The sequence below is a fragment of the Streptomyces asiaticus genome, assembly GCF_018138715.1.
GTDB classification, from domain to species: domain Bacteria; phylum Actinomycetota; class Actinomycetes; order Streptomycetales; family Streptomycetaceae; genus Streptomyces; species Streptomyces asiaticus.
Map to the genome: position 1 here is coordinate 5,157,372 of NZ_JAGSHX010000006.1, position 25,734 is coordinate 5,183,105.

At 71.5% G+C, this 25,734-nt stretch carries 20 protein-coding genes; 12 read left to right on the forward strand and 8 right to left on the reverse strand.

The genetic code is table 11. The annotated features are described in order from the left end of the window. Positions 1-6 precede the first annotated feature (6 nt). From nuoE to nuoN, 10 genes are read left to right on the forward strand one after another with little or no spacing between them, the layout of a single operon-like run. The gene (nuoE, locus tag KHP12_RS29370) at positions 7-816 is read left to right on the forward strand and encodes an NADH-quinone oxidoreductase subunit NuoE (RefSeq protein ID WP_086882935.1); all 810 of its coding nucleotides are present in this window, start codon (positions 7-9) and stop codon (positions 814-816) included. Further along, positions 816-2,198 (forward strand): NADH-quinone oxidoreductase subunit NuoF, encoded by a 1,383-nt coding sequence (gene nuoF / locus KHP12_RS29375; RefSeq protein WP_037955224.1) that lies wholly within the window; start codon positions 816-818, stop codon positions 2,196-2,198. Before nuoE ends, nuoF begins: the two co-directional genes overlap by 1 nt. Then, on the forward strand, positions 2,195-4,684 hold the full coding sequence (locus KHP12_RS29380) for an NADH-quinone oxidoreductase subunit G (RefSeq protein WP_086882927.1): 2,490 nt from the start codon (positions 2,195-2,197) through the stop codon (positions 4,682-4,684). Before nuoF ends, KHP12_RS29380 begins: the two co-directional genes overlap by 4 nt. A 26-nt stretch (positions 4,685-4,710) precedes the next feature. Next, positions 4,711-6,036 (forward strand): NADH-quinone oxidoreductase subunit NuoH, encoded by a 1,326-nt coding sequence (gene nuoH, locus KHP12_RS29385; RefSeq protein ID WP_214665101.1) that lies wholly within the window; start codon positions 4,711-4,713, stop codon positions 6,034-6,036. Continuing rightward, positions 6,029-6,655 (forward strand): NADH-quinone oxidoreductase subunit NuoI, encoded by a 627-nt coding sequence (gene nuoI / locus KHP12_RS29390; protein WP_240812983.1) that lies wholly within the window; start codon positions 6,029-6,031, stop codon positions 6,653-6,655. Before nuoH ends, nuoI begins: the two co-directional genes overlap by 8 nt. Beyond that, positions 6,652-7,563: an NADH-quinone oxidoreductase subunit J gene (locus KHP12_RS29395; RefSeq protein ID WP_086882926.1), complete on the forward strand. Its 912-nt coding sequence runs from the start codon at positions 6,652-6,654 to the stop codon at positions 7,561-7,563. The genes nuoI and KHP12_RS29395 overlap by 4 nt, the downstream gene beginning before the upstream one ends. Then, positions 7,560-7,859: an NADH-quinone oxidoreductase subunit NuoK gene (gene nuoK / locus KHP12_RS29400; RefSeq protein ID WP_009715954.1), complete on the forward strand. Its 300-nt coding sequence runs from the start codon at positions 7,560-7,562 to the stop codon at positions 7,857-7,859. The genes KHP12_RS29395 and nuoK overlap by 4 nt, the downstream gene beginning before the upstream one ends. 16 nt (positions 7,860-7,875) lie before the next feature. After that, positions 7,876-9,816 carry an NADH-quinone oxidoreductase subunit L gene (nuoL, locus tag KHP12_RS29405; protein ID WP_037955215.1) on the forward strand — a complete coding sequence of 647 codons (1,941 nt, stop codon included), beginning with the start codon at positions 7,876-7,878 and terminating at the stop codon, positions 9,814-9,816. A gap of 3 nt (positions 9,817-9,819) precedes the next feature. Next, complete coding sequence (locus tag KHP12_RS29410) at positions 9,820-11,499, forward strand: NADH-quinone oxidoreductase subunit M (protein WP_086882925.1); 1,680 nt, start codon at positions 9,820-9,822, stop codon at positions 11,497-11,499. Further along, complete coding sequence (gene nuoN / locus KHP12_RS29415; protein WP_210609664.1) at positions 11,496-13,148, forward strand: NADH-quinone oxidoreductase subunit NuoN; 1,653 nt, start codon at positions 11,496-11,498, stop codon at positions 13,146-13,148. The genes KHP12_RS29410 and nuoN overlap by 4 nt, the downstream gene beginning before the upstream one ends. A gap of 502 nt (positions 13,149-13,650) precedes the next feature. Here the strand turns inward: nuoN and KHP12_RS29420 are convergent. The 8 genes from KHP12_RS29420 to fahA form a co-directional block, all read right to left on the reverse strand. After that, positions 13,651-16,401, reverse strand: a complete 2,751-nt coding sequence (locus tag KHP12_RS29420; protein WP_211834926.1) for a fumarate reductase/succinate dehydrogenase flavoprotein subunit — start codon at positions 16,399-16,401, stop codon at positions 13,651-13,653. A 167-nt stretch (positions 16,402-16,568) separates the two neighbouring features. Further along, a complete protein-coding gene (locus KHP12_RS29425; RefSeq protein WP_372455235.1) occupies positions 16,569-17,363 on the reverse strand; it encodes an ABC transporter ATP-binding protein in 795 nt (264 codons plus the stop codon). Further along, entirely contained in the window at positions 17,360-18,262 is a 903-nt protein-coding gene (locus KHP12_RS29430) for an ABC transporter permease (protein WP_244202752.1), read from the reverse strand. Before KHP12_RS29430 ends, KHP12_RS29425 begins: the two co-directional genes overlap by 4 nt. Continuing rightward, positions 18,259-19,617, reverse strand: a complete 1,359-nt coding sequence (locus KHP12_RS29435; protein WP_086881554.1) for an ABC transporter substrate-binding protein — start codon at positions 19,615-19,617, stop codon at positions 18,259-18,261. Before KHP12_RS29435 ends, KHP12_RS29430 begins: the two co-directional genes overlap by 4 nt. Positions 19,618-19,628: 11 nt before the next feature. After that, positions 19,629-19,856: a 4Fe-4S dicluster domain-containing protein gene (locus KHP12_RS29440; protein ID WP_014054080.1), complete on the reverse strand. Its 228-nt coding sequence runs from the start codon at positions 19,854-19,856 to the stop codon at positions 19,629-19,631. 50 nt (positions 19,857-19,906) lie between these two features. Next, positions 19,907-20,677, reverse strand: a complete 771-nt coding sequence (locus KHP12_RS29445; RefSeq protein ID WP_086881555.1) for a GntR family transcriptional regulator — start codon at positions 20,675-20,677, stop codon at positions 19,907-19,909. Between the two features lie 228 nt (positions 20,678-20,905). Continuing rightward, positions 20,906-21,400 carry a hypothetical protein gene (locus KHP12_RS29450; protein WP_037955209.1) on the reverse strand — a complete coding sequence of 165 codons (495 nt, stop codon included), beginning with the start codon at positions 21,398-21,400 and terminating at the stop codon, positions 20,906-20,908. A gap of 60 nt (positions 21,401-21,460) precedes the next feature. Continuing rightward, a complete protein-coding gene (fahA, locus tag KHP12_RS29455; RefSeq protein ID WP_210609666.1) occupies positions 21,461-22,711 on the reverse strand; it encodes a fumarylacetoacetase in 1,251 nt (416 codons plus the stop codon). 343 nt (positions 22,712-23,054) lie between these two features. Between fahA and KHP12_RS29460 the strand changes: the two genes are divergently transcribed. Beyond that, complete coding sequence (locus tag KHP12_RS29460) at positions 23,055-24,293, forward strand: carboxylate--amine ligase (RefSeq protein WP_244203500.1); 1,239 nt, start codon at positions 23,055-23,057, stop codon at positions 24,291-24,293. Between the two features lie 417 nt (positions 24,294-24,710). Further along, a complete protein-coding gene (locus tag KHP12_RS29465) occupies positions 24,711-25,721 on the forward strand; it encodes a polyprenyl synthetase family protein (protein WP_086886428.1) in 1,011 nt (336 codons plus the stop codon). The last annotated feature ends 13 nt before the right edge of the window (positions 25,722-25,734 follow it).

A 25,734-nucleotide genomic window follows, 5' to 3' on the forward strand; every position in this document is an offset into this window, starting at 1 on the left:
CTGGGGATGCCGGATCTGCCGGCCCCCGACTACCCGGCCGAGGTGCGCACCCGGCTCGAGGAGGACGCCCGGGAGGTGATCGCCCGCTACCCGGACAGCCGCAGCGCACTGCTGCCGCTGCTGCACCTGGTGCAGTCCGAGGAGGGCCATGTCACCCGCACCGGCATGCGGTTCTGCGCCGAGATGCTGGGCCTGACCACCGCCGAGGTCACCGCGGTCGCCACCTTCTACACGATGTACCGGCGCAAGCCCTCCGGCGACTATCAGGTGGGGGTGTGCACCAACACCCTGTGCGCGGTGATGGGCGGCGACGCGATCTTCGAGGAGCTCCAGAGCCATCTGGGGGTGGGCAACGGGGAGACCACCGAGGACGGCAAGGTCACCCTGGAGCACATCGAGTGCAACGCGGCCTGCGACTACGCACCCGTGGTGATGGTCAACTGGGAGTTCTTCGACAACCAGACCGTCGAATCCGCCAAGGCGCTGGTCGACGAGTTGCGGGCGGGCCGGACCGTCGAGCCGACCCGGGGCGCGCCGCTGTGCACCTACAAGGAGACCGCCCGGATCCTGGCCGGCTTCCCCGACGCCCGTCCGGGTGCCGTCGAGGCCGGAGGCTCCGCGGGGCCCGCCTCGCTGGTCGGGCTGCGGCTGGCCAAGGGCGAGGTCGCCCCCGGCCGGGTCGTCTCGCCGAGGTCCGCCGGCGCCCCGCAGGACGAGGCGCCGCCGACGCATCCCAGCTCGCATGACGCGCCGCAGCGGACCTCCGCCTCCGATCCGCACCACCCGGCCGGTCCGGTCGCCGAGGAGGGGGAGTGATGACCGTGACAACCGAGGTCAATGGGCACAGCCCCGAGAAGCTGCTGGCACCGGTGCTCTCCGCGTTCTGGGACCAGCCGAACTCCTGGTCCCTGCGCACTTATCTGCGGCACGAGGGCTACGAGGGCATGCGCAAGGCCCTCGCGATGGACCCCGACGCGGTGATCGCGCTGGTGAAGGACGCGGGTCTGCGCGGCCGCGGCGGCGCCGGCTTCCCCACCGGGATGAAGTGGCAGTTCATTCCGCAGGGCGACGGCAAGCCGCACTATCTCGTCGTCAACGCCGATGAGTCGGAACCGGGCACCTGCAAGGACATCCCCCTTCTCTACGCCAATCCGCACTCGCTCATCGAGGGCATGATCATCGCCTGTCATGCCATCCGCTCCGAACACGCCTTCATCTATCTGCGCGGCGAGGTCGTCCCCGTGCTGCGTCGGCTGCACGAGGCCGTGCGCGAGGCGTACGAGGAGGGCTACCTCGGCACCGCGGAACAGCGGCGGCGGAAGCTCGGGGTGGACGGACTGCCCGGTCTCGACATCACCGTGCACGCGGGCGCCGGCGCGTACATCTGTGGTGAGGAGACCGCGCTGCTGGACTCGTTGGAGGGCCGCCGCGGCCAGCCCCGGCTGCGGCCTCCCTTCCCCGCGGTCGCCGGTCTGTACGCGTGCCCCACTGTTGTCAACAACGTCGAATCCATCGCCTCGGTTCCCGCGATCCTCAACAAGGGCAAGGAATGGTTCCGTTCGATGGGCAGCGAGAAGTCCCCGGGCTTCACGCTCTACTCGCTGTCCGGCCATGTGGCCAACCCCGGACAGTACGAGGGCCCGCTCGGGATCACCCTGCGCCAGCTGCTCGACATGAGCGGCGGGATGCGCCCGGGCCACCGGCTGAAGTTCTGGACCCCGGGCGGCTCGTCCACCCCGCTGCTCACCGATGAGCACCTCGACGTCCCGCTGGACTACGAGGGCGTGGGCGCGGCCGGGTCGATGCTGGGCACCAAGGCGCTCCAGTGCTTCGACGAGACCACCTGCGTGGTGCGGGCCGTGACCCGCTGGACCGAGTTCTACGCGCATGAGTCCTGCGGCAAGTGCACACCCTGCCGCGAGGGCACCTACTGGCTGGTCCAGCTGTTGCGCGACCTCGAGGCCGGTAAGGGCCGCATGGAGGACCTCGACAAGCTGGCCGACATCGCCGACAACATCAACGGCAAGTCCTTCTGCGCCCTCGGCGACGGCGCGGCCAGCCCCATCTTCTCCTCGCTGAAGTACTTCCGCGAGGAGTACGAGCAGCACATCACCGGCGGAGGCTGTCCGTTCGACCCGGCCAAGTCCACCGTGTGGGCCGACGAGCCGCGCTCCACTCACCTGGGGGTGAACGCATGACCGTGACCACCAACGCACCCTCGTCGGGCGGGGAGGCGGCGGTGCCGCGAGAGGATCTGGTCTCCGTCACCATCGACGGAATCGAGATCTCCGTTCCCAAGGGGACGCTGGTCATCCGCGCCGCCGAACTGCTCGGCATCGAGATCCCGCGGTTCTGTGACCATCCGCTCCTCGACCCGGCCGGCGCCTGCCGCCAGTGCATCGTCGAGGTGGAGGGCCAGCGCAAGCCGATGGCCTCCTGCACCATCACCTGCACCGACGGGATGGTGGTCAAGACGCAGCTCACCTCGCCGGTGGCCGAGAAGGCCCAGCGCGGGGTGATGGAGCTGCTGCTGATCAACCACCCGCTGGACTGCCCGGTCTGCGACAAGGGCGGTGAATGCCCGCTCCAGAACCAGGCGATGAGCGCCGGACAGGCCGACAGCCGGTTCGAGGGCCAGAAGCGGACGTTCGCCAAGCCGGTGCCGATCTCGGCCCAGGTGCTGCTGGACCGCGAGCGCTGTGTGCTCTGCGCGCGCTGCACCCGCTTCTCCAACCAGATCGCGGGCGACCCGATGATCGAGCTGCTGGAGCGGGGCGCGCTCCAGCAGGTGGGCACCGGGGAGGGCGACCCGTTCGAGTCGTACTTCTCCGGGAACACCATCCAGATCTGCCCGGTGGGCGCCCTGACCTCGGCGGCGTACCGCTTCCGCTCCCGCCCCTTCGACCTGGTCTCCTCGCCGAGCGTGTGCGAGCACTGCGCGGGCGGCTGCGCCACCCGCACCGACCACCGGCGCGGCAAGGTCATGCGGCGGCTGGCGGCGGACGACCCCGAGGTCAACGAGGAGTGGATCTGCGACAAGGGGCGCTTCGGCTTCCGCTACGCCCAGCTGCCGGAGCGGCTCACCACCCCGCTGGTGCGCGACCGCGAGACGGGGAAGCTGGAGCCGGCGAGCTGGCCCGAGGCACTGGCCGCGGCGGCCGACGGGCTCAGCATGGCGCGCGGCCGCACCGGCGTGCTCACCGGCGGCCGGCTGACCGTCGAGGACGCCTACGCCTACGCGAAGTTCGCGCGGCTCGCCCTGGACACCAACGACATCGACTTCCGGGCCCGTCTCCACAGCGACGAGGAGGCCGACTTCCTGGCCACCCACATCGCGGGCCGGGGGCGTGACCTGGACGGCGGCGGACTCACCTACGGCGCGCTGGAGAAGGCCCCGGCCGTGCTGCTGGCCGGCTTCGAGGCCGAGGAGGAGTCGCCCGGCGTCTTCCTGCGGCTGCGCAAGGCGCACCGCAAGCACGGACAGCGCACCTTCTCGATCGCCACCCACGCCACCCGGGGTCTCGAGAAGGCGGGCGGCACCCTGCTGCCGGCCGCCCCGGGCACCGAGACCGAGTGGCTGGACGCCATCGCGGGCCGCACCGGTCTGGACGCGGACGGCGAGCGGGCCGCCGAGGCGCTGCGCCAGGAGGGCGCGGTGATCATCGTCGGCGAGCGGCTGGCGTCCGTGGCCGGCGGGCTCACCGCCGCCGTACGGGCCGCCGCCGCCACCGGCGCCACGCTCGCCTGGATTCCGCGCCGGGCGGGGGAGCGGGGCGCGATCGAGGCGGGGGCGCTGCCCGGGCTGCTGCCCGGCGGCCGCCCGGCGCACGATCCGCGGGCCCGTGAGGAGGTCTCCTCCGTCTGGGGCACCGTCGACCTGCCGCACCAGGTGGGCCGGGACACCGGCCAGATCATCGAGGCCGCCGCGGTCGGCGGGCTCGGCGCGCTGCTGGTCGCGGGCGTCGAGGTCGCCGATCTGCCCGATCCGGCGCGGGCCCTGGAGGCCCTGGACGCCGTGGACTTCGTGGTCAGCCTGGAGCAGCGGCCCTCGGAGGTCACCGAGCGGGCCGATGTGGTGCTGCCGGTCGCGGCGGTCGTCGAGAAGTCCGGCACCTTCCTCAACTGGGAGGGCCGGGCCCGGCCGTTCGAGGCGGCGCTCAAGCCCGACCAGATGACCAGCCGCCATACGCTCCCGGACGCCCGGGTGCTGCACATGCTGGCCGACGCGCTGGACGCGCCCCTGGACCTGCCGGACGTCGAGGCGGTACGCGCCGAGATGACCCGGCTGGGCACCTGGCAGGGCCCGCGCGCCACCGCCTCGCTGGAGACGGGCGGTCCGCTGCCCCGGCCGGCCGAGGGCGAGGCGGTGCTCGCCGGCCATCGGCTGCTGCTCGACCAGGGCCGGCTCCAGGACGGCGATCCGGCGCTGGCCGGGACCCGCCACGCGGCCGTGGCCCGGCTGTCGGCGGCCACGGCGGGTGAGGCGGGGGTCGAGGACGGCCAAGTCGTCCGCGTCACCGGCCCGGCCGGCTCGGTCCAGCTGCCGCTGAGCGTCACCGCGATGCCCGACCGGGTGGTCTGGCTGCCGCTGGCCTCCGTAGGCGGCGGTGTCCAGCGCGATCTGGGGGCCCGCCCCGGCGATGTCGTGACGATCACTGCCCCCGCGACGGAGGTGACCCAGTGAGGATTCTCGCCGCAGAGGACCTGTCGATGTTCGGCCGCGACCCGTGGTGGCTGATCGTGATCAAGGCCGTCTTCTGCTTCGCGTTCCTGATGGTGACGGTGCTCATCTCCATCGTCATGGAGCGCAAGGTGGTCGGCTGGATGCAGCTGCGCATCGGCCCCAACCGCCACGGCCCCTGGGGCATGCTCCAGTCCCTCGCGGACGGCGTGAAGCTGATGCTCAAGGAGGACGTGGTCGTCAAGGGCGCGGACAAGGTGGTCTACGTCCTGGCGCCGGTCGTCGCGGCCATCCCCGCCTTCATGGCGGTCGCGGTGATGCCGTTCGGTCCGGCCGGCGGCGAGGTCTCGGTCTTCGGGCACCGCACCGCGATGCAGCTGACCGATCTGCCGATCGCCGTCCTCTACATCCTCGCCACCGCCTCGGTCGGCATTTACGGCATCGTGCTGGCGGGCTGGTCCTCCGGATCGACGTATCCGCTCCTGGGGGGCTTGCGCTCCTGCGCCCAGATGATCAGCTACGAGATCGCGATGGGGCTCTCCTTCGCGGCGGTCTTCCTCTACTCCGGGTCGATGTCGACCTCGCAGATCGTGGAATCGCAGCAGGACCGCTGGTACGCGGTGCTGCTGCCGGTCTCGTTCCTCATCTACATCGTCTCGATGATCGGTGAGACCAACCGGGCGCCGTTCGACATGCCGGAGTCCGAGGGCGACCTGGTCGGCGGCTTCAACACCGAGTACTCCTCGATCAAGTTCGCGATGTTCATGCTCGCCGAGTACATCAACATGGTCACCGTCTCGATGGTCGCCGTCACCCTCTTCCTCGGTGGCTGGCGGGCGCCCTGGCCGATCAGCACCTTCTGGGAGGGCGCCAACCACGGCTGGTGGCCGCTGCTGTGGTTCGTCGGCAAGGTCGTGACATCGCTGTTCGTCTTCATCTGGGTGCGCGGCACGCTGCCGCGCGTCCGCTACGACCAGTTCATGAAGCTGGGCTGGAAGGTGCTCATCCCGATCTCGATGGTCTGGCTGATGCTGGTCGCCACCGTCCGGGCGCTGCGCAACGAGAACTACGACTACCAGGACATCGTGCTCTACGTGGGCGGCGCGGTGATCGCGCTGCTGCTGCTGTCCTTCGTGGTCGACTTCTTCCGCGACCGTTCGGCGCAGGCCGAGGCCGGAGCGGAACAGGGACCGGAGCCCGCCTTCGATCCGATGGCGGGAGGTTTCCCGGTGCCGCCGCTGCCCGGCCAGACCTTGCCGCCCGTCCCCCGCCGACGTCCGCGCACCGAGCGTGAGTTGATTGTCAGTGGTGGCCCCGACACTGTCAGTGACGGAAAGGAGGCCGACGGTGTCTGACTTCCAGAATCCGGTGGCCGGCTTCGGCGTGACCTTCAAGGCCATGTTCAAGAAGCGGCTCACCGAACAGTACCCAGAGGTGAAGAAGCCCACCGCGCCCCGCTTCCACGGACGCCACCAGCTCAACCGGCACCCGGACGGGCTGGAGAAGTGCGTCGGCTGCGAGCTGTGCGCCTGGGCCTGCCCCGCCGACGCGATCTATGTGGAGGGCGCGGACAACACCGACGAGGAGCGCTACTCGCCAGGAGAGCGCTACGGCCGCGTCTACCAGATCAACTATCTGCGCTGCATCCTGTGCGGTCTGTGCGTCGAGGCGTGCCCCACCCGGGCGCTCACCATGACCAATGAGTACGAGCTCGCCGACCGCACCCGCGAATCGCTCATCTACACCAAGGAGGAGCTGCTCGCGGGTCTCGAGGACGGGATGGTCGACTCCCCGCACGCCATCTACCCCGGCACCGACGAGCAGGACTACTACCGGGGCCTGGTGACCGAGGCCGCGCCCGGCACCACCCAGCAGGTGGCGGTCAGCAAGGGCGAGACCCTGTCCGACCAGGCCGCGGGGAACGAGGAGTCGCAGGAGGGGCAGCAGGAGCGGCAGCAGGGGGTGCAGGCATGAGCGGCGCTCTGGCCGCGGCGGCCTCCACCACCTCCACCGGTGAGGCCCTCCAGTTCTGGGTGCTCGGCACCGTCGCCGTGATCGGCGCGCTGTGCACGATCCTGATGCACAAGGCCGTGCACAGCGCCCTGTGCCTGGCGGGCACCATGATCGTCCTGGCGATCTTCTACCTCGCCAACGGCGCGTACTTCCTGGGCGTCGTCCAGATCGTCGTCTACACCGGCGCGATCATGATGCTGTTCCTCTTCGTGGTGATGCTGGTCGGTGTCACCGCCGCCGACTCCCTCAAGGAGACCCTGAAGGGGCAGCGCTGGCTCGCCGCCCTCTGCGGGCTCGGCTTCGGCATCCTGCTGTGCGCCGGGATCGGCAATGCCTCGCTGAAGACGTGGAACGGCCTGGGCCAGGCCAACTCCGGCGGCAATGTGGAGGGCCTGGCGTCGCTGATCTTCACCAAGTACGTCTTCGCCTTCGAGATCACCGGCGCGCTGCTGATCACCGCGGCGGTCGGCGCGATGGTGCTGACCCACCGCGAGCGCACCGAGCGGGCCCGCACCCAGCGCGAGCAGTCCGAGGCGCGGGTGCGCACCGGCCGGAACGTGCCGCCGCTGCCCGCCCCCGGTGTGTACGCGCGGCACAACGCGGTGGACATCCCCGGTCTGCTGCCCGACGGCACCCCGTCCGACCTCACCGTCAACGCCACGCTGCGCGGCCGCGGTCAGATCCGGGACGTCTCCAGCGAGGCGCTGGCCGAGCTGGCGGCGCTGGAGCAGCGCTCGCAGCGCTGGCTGGGTCGGAAGCACGAGACCGGGAAGCCGTCCGGGAGCGCCGGGGAGCCGGGCACTTCCGAGAACGGTGAGAACGGCGAGAACGCGGGCAGTGCGCCGAATCCGAGGGGAGTCGCCAAGTGAATCCGGTCAACTACCTCTACCTGGCCGCCCTGTTGTTCACCATTGGTGCGGCCGGCGTCGTCATCAGGCGGAACGCGATCGTCCTCTTCATGTGCGTCGAGCTGATGCTGAACGCGTGCAACCTGGCGTTCGTCACCTTCTCCCGGCTGCACGGCAATCTCGACGGCCAGATCATCGCCTTCTTCACGATGGTCGTGGCCGCGGCGGAGGTTGTGGTCGGTCTCGCGATCATCGTGACCGTCTTCCGCTCCCGCCACTCGGCCTCGGTCGACGACGCCAGCCTGATGAAGCTCTAGAAGGGGTCGCGTTCACGTGGAGAACCTCATCGGATTGCTTGTCGCGGTCCCGCTGCTCGGCGCGGCCCTGCTGCTGTGCGGAGGGCGGCGGCTGGACGGCAAGGGCCACTACATCGGCACGGTGCTCGCCGCCGCCTCCTTCGTCATCGGCGCCGTGCTCTTCGCCGACATGCTCGGCCGCGGCGAGCACGACCGGGCCCTGCACAGCAAGGTCTTCAGCTGGATCCCGGTGGGCGGCTTCCGCGCGGACGTCGCCTTCCAGCTCGACCAGCTGTCCATGACCTTCGTCCTGCTGATCACCGGTGTGGGCACGCTGATCCACATCTACTCGATCGGCTATATGGAGCACGACGAGCGCCGCCGCCGCTTCTTCGGCTATCTCAATCTCTTCCTCGCGGCGATGCTGCTGCTCGTCCTCGCCGACAACTACCTGCTGCTGTACGTCGGCTGGGAGGGCGTCGGCCTCGCCTCGTACCTGCTCATCGGCTTCTGGCAGCACAAGCCCAGCGCGGCCACGGCGGCGAAGAAGGCGTTCATCGTCAACCGCGTCGGCGACGTCGGCCTGTCGATCGCGATCATGCTGATGTTCACGACCTTCGGGACCTTCACCTTCGCCCCGGTGCTGACCAGCGCGGGTGACGCGAGCGAGGGCAAGCTCACCGCGATCGGGCTGATGCTGCTCCTCGCGGCCTGCGGCAAGTCGGCCCAGGTGCCGCTCCAGTCCTGGCTCGGGGACGCGATGGAGGGCCCGACCCCGGTCTCGGCCCTGATCCACGCGGCGACCATGGTGACCGCGGGCGTGTATCTGATCACCCGCTCCGGCGCGATCTTCAACGCCGCGCCGGACGCCCAGGCCGCGGTGGTCGCGGTCGGCGCGGTCACGCTCCTCTTCGGTGCGATCGTCGGTTGTGCCAAGGACGACATCAAGAAGGCCCTGGCCGGGTCCACCATGTCGCAGATCGGCTACATGATCCTGGCCGCCGGGCTCGGCCCGATCGGCTATGTCTTCGCGATCATGCACCTGGTGACCCACGGCTTCTTCAAGGCGGGGCTCTTCCTCGGGGCCGGGTCGGTCATGCACGCCATGAACGACGAGGTCGACATGCGCAAGTACGGCGGTCTGCGGACGTACATGCCGATCACCTTCGTCACCTTCGGGCTCGGCTATCTCGCGATCATCGGCTTCCCCGGGCTGTCCGGCTTCTGGTCCAAGGACAAGATCATCGAGGCGGCGTTCGCCAAGGGCGGCACCGAGGGCTGGATCCTCGGCGGCGCGGCCCTGCTGGGCGCGGCCATCACCGCGTACTACATGACGCGGGTGATGCTGCTGACCTTCTTCGGCGAGAAGCGCTGGGGCACCACGCCCTCGCCCGAGGAACCCAGCGCCGAGCCCGCCGCCGAGTCGGCCGGGGCGCACGCCGAGCCGCATCCGCACGAGTCGCCCTCGTCCATGACCATCCCCATGATCGTCCTGGCCGTGGGATCGGTCTTCGCGGGCGGGCTGTTCAGCGTCAACGACGCGTTCCTGAAGTGGCTGGAGCCGGTCACCGGCCACAGCCACGGCGACTCCCCGCTCAGCGCCGCGGCGGTCACCGCCGGGACGATGGTGGTGCTGGTGATCGGTGTCGCCCTCGCCTGGGCGCAGTACGGACGCCGGCCGGTGCCGCGCACCGCGCCCCGCGGATCGCTGCTCACCCGGGCCGCCCGGCGCGATCTGCTCCAGGACGACTTCAACCATGTCGCGCTCGTCAAACCAGGCCAGTATCTGACCCGTGGTCTGGTCTATGTCGACCACAAGCTGGTCGACGGGGTGGTCAACGGCACCGCGGCCTCGGTCGGCGGGCTCTCCGGCCGGCTGCGAAAGCTCCAGAACGGCTATGCCCGTACGTACGCGGTCTCGATGTTCGGCGGTACGGCGGTGCTCATCGCCGCGACCCTGCTGATGAGGGCGGTCTGAGTCATGTCATTTCCCCTGCTGACGGCCACGGCCGTGGTCCCCGCGCTCGGCGCGGTGGCCACCGCCGCCGTGCCCGCCGCCCAGCGCGCCGCCGCCAAGTGGGTGGCGCTGGGCTTCTCCCTGGCCACCCTCGCCCTCGCGGCGGTCGTGCTGGTCCGCTTCGACCCCGGCGGCGCCCGCTTCCAGCTCACCGAATCGCACGCCTGGATCAAGGACTTCGGCGTCCGCTACGAACTGGGCGTGGACGGGATCGCGGTCGCGCTGATCGCGCTCACCGCCGTGCTCATCCCCTTCATCATCCTGGCGGGCTGGCATGACGCCGATCCGCTGGAAGGCGCCCGCCCCAATCGCCGCTGGCGGCCAACCCAGGGCTTCTTCGCGCTGATCCTGATGGTCGAGGCCATGGTGGTGATCTCCTTCGAGGCCACCGACGTCTTCCTCTTCTACATCTTCTTCGAGGCCATGCTGATCCCGATGTACTTCCTCATCGGGGGCTTCGGGGACCGGGCCGGGGGCCGCTCCGAGGAGGAGACGGCCACTCAGCGCTCGTACGCCGCGGTGAAGTTCCTGCTCTACAACCTGGCGGGCGGGCTGATCATGCTCGCCGCGGTGGTCGGTCTGTACGCGGTCACCGCCGATCAGCTCGGCACCGGCACCTTCTCGCTCCAGGAGATCGTCCAGGCGCGGGCGGGCGGCCATCTGGACATGGCGTCCAGCACCGAGCGGCTGCTCTTCCTCGGCTTCTTCTTCGCCTTCGCGGTGAAGGCGCCGCTGTGGCCGCTGCACACCTGGCTGCCCAACGCGATGGGGGAGTCCACCGCCCCGGTCGCCGTGCTGATCACCGCGGTGGTCGACAAGGTCGGCACCTTCGCGATGCTCCGCTTCTGCCTCCAGCTCTTCCCGGAGGCCAGCAAGTGGGCCACCCCGGCGATCATGATCCTCGCGCTCATCAGCATCATCTACGGGGCGCTGCTGGCGATCGGTCAGCGGGACATCAAGCGGCTGATCGCCTATGCCTCGATCTCCCACTTCGGCTTCATCATCCTGGGCATCTTCGCGATGACCACCCAGGGCCAGGGCGGCGCCACGCTCTACATGGTCAACCACGGCATCTCCACCGCCGCGCTGATGCTGGTGGCCGGCTTCCTGATCACCCGGCGCGGTTCGCGGCTCATCGCCGACTACGGCGGGGTGCAGAAGGTGGCCCCGGTGCTCGCCGGCACCTTCCTGATCGGCGGGCTCGCCACCCTCTCGCTGCCCGGGCTCGCGCCGTTCATCAGCGAATTCCTGGTCCTGGTCGGCACGTTCAGCCGGTATCCGGCGCTCGGCGTGATCGCGACTGTCGGAATAGTGCTTGCGGCGCTCTACGTCCTGATCCTCTACCAGCGCACCATGACCGGTCCGGTGAAGGCCGAGGTGCGGTCCATGCCCGATCTGCGGGTGCGTGAGCTGGTCGTCGTGGCCCCGCTCATCGCGCTGCTGATCTTCCTCGGGGTCTATCCGAAGCCGCTGGCCGACATCGTCAACCCGGCGGTCGACCACACGATGTCCGTGGTGGACAAGAAGGATCCCAAGCCCGATCACCCCGTGACCGATGCGGGCTGGTTCAGCTACAGCCCGATGCCCGAGGGCGCCAACCACGGCGGTGCCCCCCACGACGGTGCTTCCGGAGGTGCCAAGTGACCCACGCGGCCACTGTCCACAGCCTGTGGACAACAGCGGCGGCGGCGCCCGACAAGATCCCGTCGCCCGATATCGAGTACGGCCAGCTGTCGCCCACGCTGATCGTGCTCGGCGCCGCGATCGTCGGCGTCCTGATCGAGGCGTTCATTCCGCGCCGCCAGCGGTACGTGGCGCAGCTGTTCGTCTCCGTGGTCGCCCTGGCCGCGGCCTTCGCCGCCGTGATCGGCCTCGCCGCCGGTGACTACGGCACCAGCAAGGCCCGTGTCGCGGCCATGGGCGCGATCGCGGTCGACGGACCGGCGCTCTTCCTCCAGGGGACCATTCTCCTGGTCGCGCTGGTGGCGGTGTTCACCTTCGCCGAGCGGCGGCTGGATCCGGTGGTGCACGGCAACCGCGTCGACTCCTTCGCGGCCCAGGCCGCCGCCGTGCCCGGCGGCGACGCCGAAAAGGCCGCCGTCAAGGCGGGGTTCACCACCACCGAGGTCTTTCCGCTGGTCCTCTTCGCGGTCGGCGGCATGCTGGTCTTCCCGTCCGCCAACGATCTGCTGACGCTCTTCGTGGCGCTGGAGGTCTTCTCCCTGCCGCTGTACATCCTGTGCGCGCTGGCCCGGCGCCAGCGCGCGCTGTCGCAGGAGGCCGCGGTCAAGTACTTCCTGCTGGGCGCCTTCTCCTCGGCGTTCCTGCTCTTCGGCATCGCCCTGCTGTACGGCTACGCGGGCACGGTCTCCTACTCCGGGATCGCGGACGTCGTCGACGGCCAGGTCAGGAACGTCACCCCGGCGCTCGCCGGGACCATGGGCAATGACGCGCTGCTGCTGATCGGCGGGGCGATGGTGCTGATGGGGCTGCTGTTCAAGATCGGCGCCGTGCCGTTCCACATGTGGACCCCCGACGTCTACCAGGGCGCCCCGACGCCGGTGACCGGCTTCATGGCAGCGGCCACCAAGGTCGCGGCCTTCGGCGCGCTGCTGCGGCTGCTGTACGTCGTACTGCCCGGGCTGCGCTGGGACTGGCGGCCGGTGATGTGGGGCGTCGCCATCGTCACCATGCTGGGCGGCGCGATCGTGGCCGTCACCCAGACCGATGTGAAGCGGCTGCTGGCGTACTCCTCGATCGCCCACGCCGGGTTCATCCTGGCCGGTGTCATCGCCACCACGCCCGACGGCATCTCCTCCGTCCTCTTCTACCTCGCCGCGTACTCCTTCGTGACCCTCGGCGCCTTCGCGGTGGTCACCCTGGTGCGCGACGCGGGCGGCGAGGCCACCCACCTGTCCAAGTGGGCCGGCCTCGGCCGCCGTTCGCCCCTGGTGGCCGCCGTCTTCGCGGTCTTCCTGCTGGCCTTCGCCGGTATCCCGCTGACCAGCGGCTTCGCCGGGAAGTTCGCGGTCTTCAAGGCGGCGGCAGACGGTGGGGCGGGTGCGCTGGTGGTGATCGGTGTGATCTCCTCGGCGGTCGCCGCGTTCTTCTACATCCGGGTGATCGTGCTGATGTTCTTCAGCGAACCGCGCACGGACGGCCCGTCCGTGGCCGTGCCGTCCCCGCTGACCTCGTCGGCCATCGCGATCGGCGTGACGGTCACGCTGGTCCTGGGCGTCGCTCCGCAGTACTTCCTGGACCTCGCGAGCCAGGCGGGAGTCTTCGTCCGCTAACCACCCCCAGTCGAACCCAAGGGGCTGAGCCCCCTGACCCCGGCCGGGCCGGACACCAAGACGGTGCCCGCGCCCGGCCGGAGCCGTTCCCCACCCCGCCCCTTCCCGAACCGGGGGCCGTGCCCCTGGACCCCGCGCCGGTGGGGGCATCGCGACGGTGTCCGGGTCGGGGCGGAGGCGTCCCTTGCGTCGCCCTTCCCGGATCCGGGGGCTCCGCCCCTTGGCCCCGGCTGGGCAGAGGCACCATGACGGTGTCCGCGTCGGGGCGGAGCCGTTCCCCACCCCGCCCCTTCCCGAACCAGTGGCCGCGCCCTTGGACCTCGCCACGGTGGCGATAGCGCGACGGTGACCGGGTGCGTAGGTCCGGGGCCGTGGGGGCGATTTCAGCCTCTCCGGCGATTGAGGAGCGGGGTTCGGGGCGGAGCCCCGGTGGGGGGCCGGGGGCGGAGCCCTCGGTTTCGGGGAGGGGCGGGGTGGGGCGAGCGCGCCGCAGGCGACGACCCTAGGCCGTCGCCTTGGCCGCGTACGCGCGGACATCCGCGTCCGGGTCGGAGCGAACCGAGGACAGGGCCTCCCAAGCGGCCGATTCCTGCTCCGCCAGCGGCAACAGGGCCAAGACCGCCGCCTTACGGACATCCGCGTGCGGGTCGGCCACGGCACGGGCCAGCGCCGGAACGCCCATCCCCGGCGCCGCCGCGGACAGCGCCGTCGCCGCCCCCTTGCGCACCTGCCAGGCGGCATCACCCAGCGCCGCCACCGCCTCGGCGTCCAGCGGCGCCGGGCACCCCGCCGAGGCCAGGGCCTCCAGGGCGGCGGCCCGGACCAGGACGTCCGGGTCCCGCAACAGCGGCTCGAGCAGCCGCCGGGCATCCGCCGCCCGCCCGCCGGCAGCCAGAGTCCCCAGCGCCCCCGCCGTCGCCACCCTCACCTCACGCGACGCGTCCACCGCTCCCGGCTCCAGCGCGCTGAGCGCGTCCACCGACACCAGCCCCCGTACGGCCTGGAGGCGGACCCCGACCGCCGCATCCGCCGCATCGTCCGTCAGCGCCCGCGCGAACAGCTCCGCGTCGCCGAGGCCCAGCGCGCGCAGGACGTCGAGCGCCGCCGCCCGCACCACCGGATCGGCCACGGCCAGCCCGTGGACCAGGGGTTCGCGCAGAGCGGGCTCCGGGGGCAGCACCTCGACCAGTTCCCGCAGCGAGGCCGCGGCATCGGCGCGTACGCCGGCGTCCGCGTCGGCCAGGGCCGCCGCGAGGGCCGGGCCGGTGCCCGGCGGCGCGGTCTCGGTCAGCGCGGCGACGGCGGCCCGCCGCACCGCGGGGTCGGGGTCGGCCAGATAGGGCCGGAGCGCGGCGAGTTCGGGCTGCTCCTCGGCGAGGGCGAGCAGTTCGAGGATGCGCGGCGAGGCGGAAGAGACGGCCGTACGGGCGGCCGAGACGCCCGTGACCTCGCTACGGCCACGGCCCTCGTCCACCCGCGGCGCACTCTCACGCGGCCCCGCCGTGGCCACCTGCTCCGGCCGCACCTCCCCGAGCGGGCGGGACGGCCCGCCCGTAGGCGCGTACTCCGCCACCGGGACGAGATACGGGGCGACGGGACGCGCGGTGAACTCCATCGCCCCCGACGCCGACTTGCGCACGTCCAGATGGTGCAGCCAGCCCTCGTCATCGCGCAGCGGATGGTCGGTCCGCTCGTGGTAGAGCCCCCACCGGCTCTCCGTCCTGGCCAGCGAGGAGCGCGCGGCCATCTCCGCGCAGTCGCGGATGAAGCTCACCTCGGCGCAACGCATCAGCTCATGCGGCGTATGGGCCCCCATCGCCGCGATGTCCCCGCGCATCCGCTCGAACGCCTCGATGGCGAGCGACAGCCGGGCGCCGCTCTTGGGCGGCGCCACATAGTCGTTGACCAGGCGCCGGAGCTTGTACTCCACCTGCGGCTGCGGCGGCCCCCCGGGGTTCCGCAGCGGGGCGTAGATCAGCTCATGCGCCTCGGCGAGCTGATCCGGGGGCAGTTCGCCCCGGTACGCCGTCTGGCGGGAGGCGTCCTCGCCCGCCAGATCGCCGAAGACAAAGGCCCCGATCATGTAGTTGTGCGGTACGCAGGCCAGGTCACCGGCCGCGTACAGACCGGGGACCGTGGTCCGGGCGTGGGCGTCGACCCGTACCCCCGAGGCCGAGTGGCCGCCGCACAGCCCGATCTCGGAGATGTGCATCTCCACGTCATGGGTGCGGTAGTCATGGCCGCGCCCCGCGTGGAAGGTGGCGCGGGTGGGGCGTTCGGTGGAGTGCAGGATGGACTCCAGCGCGGCCACCGACTCCTCCGGCAGATGGCTGAGCTTGAGGTAGACCGGGCCGCGCTCGCTCGCCACCTCCGCCGCGAACTCCGACATCATCTGCCCCGACCAGTAGTCGGAGTCGACGAACCGCTCACCGTGCCGGTTGACCTGGTAGCCGCCGAAGGGATTGGCGACATAGGCGCAGGCCGGGCCGTTGTAGTCCTTGATCAGCGGATTGATCTGGAAGCACTCGATCCCGGTCAGCTCGGCGCCCGCGTGATACGCCATGGCGTAGCCGTCGCCCGCGTTGGTGGGGTTCTCGTACGTGCCGTAGAGATAGCCGCTCGCGGGCAGGCCGAGCCGCCCGCAGGCGCCGGTGGCCAGGATCACCGCCCCGGCGCGCACGGTGACGAACTGGCCGGTGCGGGTGTGGAATCCGGCGGCGCCGACGGCCCGGCCGCCCGCGGTGAGCACCCGGACCGGCATCACCCGGTTCTCGATGCGGATCCGCTCGCGCATCTCACGCCGCCGCAACTGCCGGTACAGGACCTTCTTGACGTCCTTGCCCTCGGGCATCGGCAGTACGTACGAGCCGGAGCGGTGCACCTGGCGGACCGCGTACTCGCCGTGCTCGTCCTTCTCGAACTTCACCCCGTACCGCTCCAGCCGCTTGACCATGGCGAAGCCGCGGGTGGCGGTCTGGCGCACGGTGGACTGGTCGACGATGCCGTCGTTGGCGCGGGTGATCTCGGCTACGTAGTCATCGGGTTCGGCCCGGCCGGGGATGACGGCGTTGTTGACGCCGTCCATGCCCATGGCGAGCGCGCCCGAGTGGCGGACGTGCGCCTTTTCGAGGAGGAGGACGGAGGAGCCGTGCTCGGCGGCGGTGAGCGCCGCCATGGTGCCGGCCGTGCCGCCGCCGATGACGAGGACGTCGCAGGTCAGCTCCTCGGCCGCGGCGAGGGCGGGGATCTCCACGGCCGCGGCGTCCGCCACGTGCTTCCCGCCTGCCAGGTGCTCCCCGCCTGCCAGGTACTCCCCGTGCGCCACGTGCTCCCCGTTCTCCGGGCGCTCCCTGCTCTCCGGGCGCGCACCGTGCTCCGAACGCTCCCTGTGCTCCCTTTTGTTCACGCCAGTTGGGCCTTTCACATGCCGAGGGATTCGAGAACCTGACGGCGCAGCGCGACGGTCGCCGCGGCGTCATGGGCGGCGCGCTCGCGCGGATGCGGGATGTCCAGCACCCGGCCGCCGCCCCCCGCGCCGCCCAGCAGCGCCACCCGGTCGCCGAGGAACAGCGCCTCGTCCACGTCGTGGGTGACGAAGACGACGGTGGCGCGGGTGCCCTGGAGCACCTCGACCAGCAGCCGCTGCATCCCGGCCCGGGTCTGTGCGTCGAGCGCGCCGAACGGCTCGTCCATGAGGACGGCGCGTGGCTCGCCGACGAGCGCCCGGGCGAGCTGCGCGCGCTGCCGCTGGCCGCCCGAGACCCGGTGCGGCAGCCGCCCCCTGTGCTCGGCCAGCCCGACGCGCTCCAGCCACGCCTCGGCCCGGCCGCGGCGCTCGGTGCGCGGTACGCCCCGTATGGCGAGCGGGAGTTCGACGTTGGCGCGGAGGGTGCGCCAGGGCAGCAGCGCGTCCTCCTGGAAGATCAGCGCCCGGTCGGCGTGCGGCCGGGTGATCGCGGTGCCGTCCTGGGTGACCCGCCCGCCGAGGGCCGGCAGCAGCCCGGCGAGGGTGCGCAGCAGGGTGGATTTGCCGCATCCGGACGGGCCGACGACCGTAAGGATGTCACCGGGCGCGACGTCCAGGTCGAGACCGTGGAGGACGGGTGCGCCGGGGCGGCCGAGGGCGGCGCCCTCCAGGCGTAGTCGTACGCCCGGCGGGGCGGCGGCTTCGGCGGCCGGCGCGGCCGGGGTGGTGGTGACGTCGGATGTGCTCACGGGGTGGCTGCCTCCTTGGGCGCGGGCGCCGGCCGGCCCGTGGTCTCCGTACGGGGCAGCCATCGGGTCAGCCGCCGTCCGGCCAGCTCGACCGCCGTGGAGGTGAGCCAGCCGAGCACGCCGATCGTGGTCATGCCGACGAAGACGCCCGGGTAGTCGACGATCGTGTAGTCCTGCCAGGTGCGGTAGCCGACCCCGTAGGCCCCGGAGATCATCTCGGCCGAGATCACACAGATCCATGAGACGCCGATGCCGACGGAGAGTCCGCCCAGGATCCCGGGCAGCGCCCCGGGCAGGACGACGGACACCAGGACGCGTCCGCGCCCGCCGCCCATGGTCAGCACCGCCTCCTCCCAGACGGGGGCCAGCGCGCGGACCGCGTGCCGGGTGCTCACCATGACCGGGAAGAAGGCGGCGGTGAAGGTGATGAAGATGATCCCCTGCTCATTGCTGGGGAACATCAGGATCGCCACCGGCACCAGCGCGATGGCCGGGATCGGGCGGCACACCTCGAGGACGGGGCCGAGCAGATCGGATACGAGGGGGGAGCGGGCGATGGCGGTGCCCACCGCCACGCCCAGGACCGCGGCCAGCGCGAACCCGGTGAGGATGCGGCTGAGCGAGTCGGTCAGGTCCTGCCAGTAGGCGCCGGTGCCGAGGCGGTCGGCGAACTCCCGGACCACATCGGTGGCGGACGGGAACTGCGCGAAACGCAGCCACAGGTTGACGTCGAGGGCGGTGAGCAACTGCCACAGTCCGAGCGCGGCCAGCAGCGACGCGGTGCGCAGGGCGTAGCGGACCCAGGGGCGGTGCCGAAGCGGCCGGAGCGCGGTGGCACCCCGGGCTCCGGGGGCCTCCGGGGCCGGGCGGGGCCGTACGGACGAGGTGGGCGCGCTCATCGGGCCGCCGCCAGGGCCGCGGAATAGCTGAGGGTACGGGCGCCGGGGTGGCCGGCGATCCAGCCGCGGGCGTTGTCCGGGGTGACGAAGGCCCGCAGCTCGTGGCCGTCGCGGACCCAGATCGCCCGGTCCGCGAACCACCGGGTGCCGGTGGCCGCGTCGGGTACGTAGGCGGCTCGGACGCGGTCTCGGTGGCTTCCGGCGAAGCGCAGCAGCTCGGTGGGGGTGGCGAAGGTGCGGAGCCGGTCCTCGCCCTTGAGCCAGAGCTGGTTCGGGGAGGCGGGCGGGGCGGCGCGCAGCGCCTTGGCGTAGGCGTCCGCACTTCCGTACGCCCGTTTGAGATAGCGGTCGTCGACAAAGGACGACACGTCGACCGGGCCGACCAGTTTGGCGTCACGCAGCACCGGGACGTCCTTCTCGAGCGCGGCGGTCAGCCGTGGCTTGAGGGTCGGGTCGAAGGTCGCGATGCCGCCGGTGCCGTTGTAGAGATAGACCACTTCGGGCGGCAGCCCGGTCGCGGTGGCGACCTTACGGGTGGCGTCGAGCGGATGTGCGCGCAGATAGCGGGTGGCGTCGATCTGGGCGGCGAGGAACGCCTGGACGACGGCCGGGCGCTCGTCGGCGAACGCCTTGCGCGTGGTGACCCCGTGGAAGGTGGGGAGGTTCAGCCGGGCGCCGTCGTACAGCGCCGTGGCCTTGCCCTGGAAGGCGAGCAGCCCCGGCCAGGCGACGAACTGCGAGAGGGCGTCCACGCTGCCCGCCTCCAGGGCCGAGGCACCCACGGCGGGCTGCTGGTTGAGCTTGTGGACGCCGCCCTCGGGGTCGATGCCCGCCTGTCGCAGGGCGCGCACGAGCGTGCCGTCCGCGGCGGAGCCGACGCTGGTGGAGACGTTCTTGCCGCGCAGCCCGGACAGGGCGCGCAGCTTGGAGCCGGGCGCGGTGAGGACCGTATTGAGGCCGCCGCGCAGGTTGTAGCCGGTGACGGAGACGAGGCGGGTCGGCGCGTTCAGCTGGGTGCCGCGACCGGAGTTGATCAGGAGCGGGAAGTCGCCCATCGATCCGATGTCGACCTTACCGGCGATCATCTGCGCGGTGATGGGCGCTCCGGTGGCGTAGTCCTGCCACTTCACCTTGTACGTATGGCCGTCGCGGCGGCCCAGGGCGCGCAGCTCGCGTTCGAAGGCCCCGAGCGAGCGCAGCAGGGTACCCGCGGTCACGGTGTTGATGGTCTTGGACTGGTAGCCGACGGTGACGGTCACGGTCTTGCCGTCCGCGTCCGCGTTGCCGCCGCAGCCGGTGAGGGACAGCAGCAGGGCGCCGGCGGCGAGGGCCGACGGAAGGGTCGTGCGCTGCATCGAGGGGCCTTTCACCTCAGGAGATAGGGCATGTTGACCGTGACCGCGCCGGTGGGACAGCGGGCGGCGCACGGGCCGCAGTACCAGCACTCGTCGACGTGCATGTACGCCTTACCGCTGTCGGGGTGGATCGCGAGGGAGTCGAGGGGGCACATGTCCACGCACAGGGTGCAGCCGTCGATGCACTTGGACTCGTCGATCGTCACCGGCACATCGGCACGCTGGGGCGCCAGAGGCATGGCTGTCTCCAGGGAAGGGCGTGAAGGGGCGGAGGGTGTGGTGGGTGGTCTCAGGCGGTGCGGCGCAACTGGCCGCTCATGGTGATCCGGTCGCCGCGGAACCGGATGAACTCCAGGTCCACCGGGCGTCCATCGCACAGATGGGTGAGCCGCTCCAGCATCAGGACCGCCGCACCGCGCGGGGCCTGGAGAACGGCGGCCGAGTGGGCGTCGGCGTTGACGGCCTCGAGGGTGATCTCGGCGGTGCCCAGGGGCTGTCCGGTGATCTTCTCGATCAGCCGGAAGACATCGGTGTTCTCCAGGTCGGCGCCGATGAGGTCGGCGCCGATGTCCATCGGGAGGTAGGTGAGGTCGAGGGAGAGCGGGAGTCCGCCGAGCCGCCGCAGCCGCTCGACGTAGAGGACATCGGAACGGGCGGGGACGCCCAGCCGGTCCGCGACGCAGGCGGGCGCGGGGACGGGGCCGACGGTGCGCACCTCATTGGTGACCCGGCCGTGCTCGTGGAGGGTCTCGGCCAGGCCCATCAGCCGGTCCAGGCCGTGCGGGTACTTCTCCGCGACCACGACCGTGCCCACCCCGGGCTGCCGCTCCACCAGCCGCTCGGAGCGCAGCAGGTCGAGCGCCTGGCGCACGGTGTTGCGGGAGGCGCCGTAGTCCTGGCCGAGCGCGTCCTCCAGGGGGAGCACGCCCCCGGGGAAGCCGCCGGTGAGGACCTGGTGGCGGAGCAGGTCGGCGAGTTGCCGTGCCCGGTCGGCACGGAGCCGGCGGCGGCGCGCGGCGGCGACCGGCGGGGCGTGCTCGCGGGGGCGTTCGGCTGGCATCGGCCGGCTCCGGGGGTTTGCTGGTCGGCTGGGTCGTATCGGGACCATACCGACGGGGTCGGGCCGATGGTGTTGCCGAAGTATTGCGCCACCTGACGGCGGCTTTCCTACCGCTTCTGCCTGCGGTTTCGTGTCCGCGGCGGCAAGATCTGCCACTGTGCGCGGCGGGCCCCCGGCGCGCCTGCGCGCCAGGGGCCCTGGGTGCCGGAGGGGGTCCGGCGCCGTGGTTCAGCCGGTCGGGAGGTCGGTCGGCACATCGGTCGGGAGGCCGGAGGGCAGCGATGTCGGCATGCCCGAGGGGAGGTCGCCGGGCGTCGCCTTGATGAAGGTGTCATTCTTGGCGAGCGCGTCCCAGTCGACCGTGAGGGTCTTGCCGTCCGCGCTCGCGGTGACCTTGCCCGCGCTGCGGTCGGTGTTTCCGTCGGCGCACTTGAGCATGAGCATCTTCCCGCCCATGTCGGCGTACTCGCCGTTGCAGATGTGCTTGTCGGCCATCAGAACGGCCTTCTTGCCGCTGATGGACAGGATGGCGGCCCCGTCACCGGCCTTCGCCACATAGGTGCCGGAGACCTTCGCGTCCGCGCCCCCCTCCGCCGGGGCGCTCGACGCGGAGGAGGGGTCCTTGGAGGTGTCCTTCTTGTCGTCGCCACCGTCACTGCCGCATGCGGACAGCAGCAGGGCGGCCGCCGCCACCGTGCCGGCGATGCTCACTGCCTTCTTCACGTGCTTCTCCTCGATCGTCCGGGATCGTCAGGGCAGGAACACGACAACGTAGCAGCCGCGTCAGGGCGTGGCGGGGACGACCTGGCCGGTCACCTCGCCCAGGCCGATACGGGTCCCCTGCGGGCCCGGCGCCCAGGCCGTGACGGTGACCTCGTCGCCGTCCTCCAGGAAGGTCCGGGCGCCGTCGGGGAGCCGCAGGGGTTCGCGGCCGCCCCAGGTGAGTTCGAGGAGACAGCCGAGCTCGTCCGGGCGCGGACCGCTGACCGTGCCGGAGGCGAAGAGGTCGCCGGTGCGCAGCGAGGCGCCGTTCACCGTCAGGTGGGCGAGCTGCTGGGCCGGGGTCCAGTACATGGCGGAGAAGGGCGGGCGGGAGATCGTGTGGCCGTTGAGGGCGACCTCCAGGCGCAGATCGAGCCCGCCGGGCTCGGTGGCGCTGTCGTCCAGGTAGGGGAGGGGCGGGACATCGCGGGCGGGAGGGCCGGTACGGGCCGCTGCGAGGGCGTCCAGCGGGGTGACCCAGGCGGCGAGGGAGGTGGCGAAGGACTTGCCGAGGAAGGGGCCGAGCGGACGGTACTCCCACGCCTGGATGTCGCGCGCGGACCAGTCGTTGAGCAGACAGACGCCGAAGACGTGGTCGTGGAACCCGGAGAGCGGCACCGGTGTATTCACAGTGGAAGGGGCGCCGACGACGAAGGCCACCTCCGCTTCGAAGTCGAGGCGCAGGGAGGGGCCGAAGACCGGAGTGGGGGAGGAAGCGTGTGGTGCGGAGGTATCGGCCGGGGGCAGATGCTGGCCCTGCGGGCGGACGACGGGCGTGCCCGAGACGAGGATGGTGCCGGCCCGGCCGTGGTAGCCGATCGGCATGTGCTTCCAGTTGGGGGTGAGCGCCTCGCCGTCGGGGCGGAAGATCCTGCCCGTGTTGGTGGCGTGGTGCTCGCTCGCGTAGAAGTCGGCGTAGTCGGCCACCTCGAAGGGGAGATGGAGTGCCACGGTGGGGAGGGGATGCATCAGGGGCTCGATGGTCGAGCGGTGCGCCGGGTCGGTGAGCCAGTCGAGCACCTCGGCGCGCACGGCCTGCCAGACCGGGCGGCCCGCGGCCATCAGCGGGTTGAGGGTGTCGGCCCCCAGCGGCTCGGCGTGCGGGGAGGCGGTGGCGGCCGCGGCGGCGCCCACGTCCAGCACATGGTTTCCGTAGCGCACCCCGATTTTCCGCAGCTGAGGAGCGTGCGGCGCGGTGAAGACGCCATAGGGGAGGTTGTGCGGGCCGAAGGGGTCGCCTTCGGGCAGGTCCAGCGGGGATCGCTGCGGCATCGGGGCTGCCTCGCCTTCTCCTCGTCACTGTGGGACGCAGCACACCCTAAGGCGCGGGGAGCGCGGAGAAGGCCCAGGGCGATGCCGATGGCCAGGGCGGCGCCGGAGGCTGTGGAAGTGCCGGTGGTCTGGGCGGCGCCGGTGGCCGTGGAAGCGCCGGTGGCCGGGCGCGAGCAATGCGGGAGGCCGGGGGCAAGGAGGATGACACAGTGTCGGCTACTCCCTAAAGAGATGGCAATGTCCGGAAAATCCTTGCTGGAGGCGGCGATTCCGAAGTAGCGTCCCTCATCAGGGTCACGCACAGTGGGGGGGGCCACTGCGCTGCGGTGACCAAGGGGGGCTCGTGGCGAGCAGTGCCGTGCCGTTCGCGGTGGACCGTTCCGTGCCCGCTCTCATCGTGAAGTTCGGCCACTATCCGCTGCATCACGGCGGCGTCGGAGCCATCCGGTCCCTGGGGCGTCTCGGTGTCCCCATGTACGCGGTCACCGAGGACCGTTGGACCCCGGCGGCGCTCTCGCGCTATCTGAGGAGGGCCTTCGTCTGGCCGACCACCGGCGAGGAGCGGCCGGAGCGGCTGGTGGAGGGGCTGCTGCGGATGGGGCGGGCGATCGGCCGGCCGACGGTGCTGCTGCCCACCGACGAGGAGGCGGCGGTGCTGATCGCCGAGCACGCGGACCGGCTCGCCGGGGAGGGCCGCTTCCTCTTCCCGCGCGCCGAGCCCGAGTTGCCCAGACGGCTGGCGAGCAAGCGGGGGCTGCACGAGCTGTGCGTCAAGCACGGGGTGCCCACGCCCGAGGGCGTCTTCCCGGACACCTACGCCGATGTCAAGGCGTTCGCGGCCGGCGCCCGGTTTCCGGTGGTCGCCAAGAACCGGGAGGCGTTCGAGCGGCGGAAGAAGCCCGCGGTGTGCGGCACCACCCGGATCGAGGGCCCCCGGGAGCTGATGGAGCTGGCGCGGCGGTGGGGGCCGCGGCCGGGGGTGGTCCTTCAGGAGTATCTGCCGAGAGAGGAGGGCGAGGACTGGATCGTGCACGCGTACTTCGACGCCCGGAGCACACCGCTGGCGATGTTCACCGGGGTCAAGGTGCGGTCCTGGCCGCCGCACGCGGGCATGACGGCGTGCGCCTATGTGGTGGAGAACGAGGAACTGGCGCGGCGGGCGGCCCGGTTCGTCCAGCGGATCGGCTTCAGCGGGATCGTCGATCTGGACTGGCGCTTCGACCGGCGTGACGGACGGTACAAGCTGCTGGGCTTCAATCCGCGGATGGGCGCCCAGTTCCGGCTCTTCGAGAACGCGGCGCGGATCGATGTCGTACGGGCCCAGCATCTCGATCTGACCGGACGCGCGGTCCCCGGGGCCGCGCAGCGGCCGGCCCGGCGGTTCCTGGTCGAGAACCTCGACCTGCCTGCGCTGGTCGCCTACCGCCGCAGTGGCTACACCGCCCCGCACGCCCCGGCGCGGGCGAGCGGGACCGAGCTCGCCTGGGCCGCGCGGGACGACATGAGGCCGTTCTTCACCATGCTGGCCCGCTCGCTGCGGCCCGGCGCGGCACAGCTGTACCGGCGGTGGCGCGCCAAGTGAACGCCACACCTTGGGGGGATTCATGAACGATCCGGTAGCGGTCATCGGCGCCGGGGGCCCTGGCTCGACGCCGGTGAGGGCTCCTCGGTCCCGGGGCCGTACGTCACCGGGCTGCCCGCGGCGGCGAAACGCGTCGCCACGGCTGGCGAAGGCGGTGGCCGCCATGCACGGATGAGCGGGCCTCGCCCGCGGCCATCGGCCGGTCGATCGGGGTCCGGTCGGGCGTCCGGGGCGTGAATGATCTGCTGCGATCGCGGTACTGCGATGTGAAGCGGTCGGGTTCGGGAGAGAACGGTGAGAGGCGCACAAGGCGGGAAGGCGCCAACAGTGATCGATACCCGACCGGATACGCTGCCTGTTGGTGGAGGCAGCGACACATCGACATTCGCGTCATTCGTAGGCAGACAGGAGTACCCCGTGAGCTTCGTCGGGCCCTTGGGGCTGAGCGTGCGGGACCGGACTCTGGAAGCCGACACCCAGGCCGGGCTGACGGCGGTCGAAGAGGGCCTGCTGGAGGCCACGAAAAGCGATGTGCCCTTCATCACGGAGGCCGCCCAGCATCTGGTGCGGGCCGGGGGGAAGCGGTTCCGGCCCCTGCTGGTGCTGCTGGCCGCCCAGTTCGGTGACCCCCACGCGCCCGGAGTGGTGCCCTCGGCCGTGGTCGTCGAGCTCACCCATCTGGCGACGTTGTACCACGACGATGTGATGGACGAGGCGGATGTGCGGCGCGGCGTCTCCAGCGCCAACGCCCGCTGGGGCAACTCGGTGGCCGTCCTCACCGGCGACTTCCTCTTCGCCCGGGCCTCGCACATCCTGGCCGACCTGGGCCCCGAGGCGGTGCGGATCCAGGCCGAGGCGTTCGAGCGGCTGGTCACCGGCCAGATCCTGGAGACGGCGGGCCCCCGCGACGGCCGTGACCCGGTCGAGCACTACCTGGATGTGCTGGCCGGCAAGACGGGCTCGCTGATCGCCGTCTCGGGCCGGTTCGGCGCGATGATGTCGGGCGCCGACGAGAGCATCGTCAGCATCCTCACCCAGTACGGCGAGCGGCTCGGCATGGCCTTCCAGCTCGCCGACGACGTGCTGGACATCGCCAGCGACAGCCATGAGTCCGGTAAGACCCCCGGCACCGATCTGCGCGAGGGCGTGGCCACCCTGCCCGTGCTCTATGTGCGGGAGCAGGCCGGGGCGACCGGCTCGGCCGAGGACCGCGAGCTGTGCGAACTGCTCGCGGGCGATCTCACCGATGACGCGCGCCATGCCGAGGTCCTGCGGCGGCTGCGCGCCCATCCGGCGCTGGAGCGGGCCCGCCGGGTCACGGTCCGCTATGCGGCGGAGGCCCGTTCGATGCTGGCGCCGCTGCCCGAGGGCCCGGCGAAGGCGGCCCTGGAGGGGCTGTGCGACGCGGTGGTCCACCGGGCCGGGTGACCCCGCGCCACCG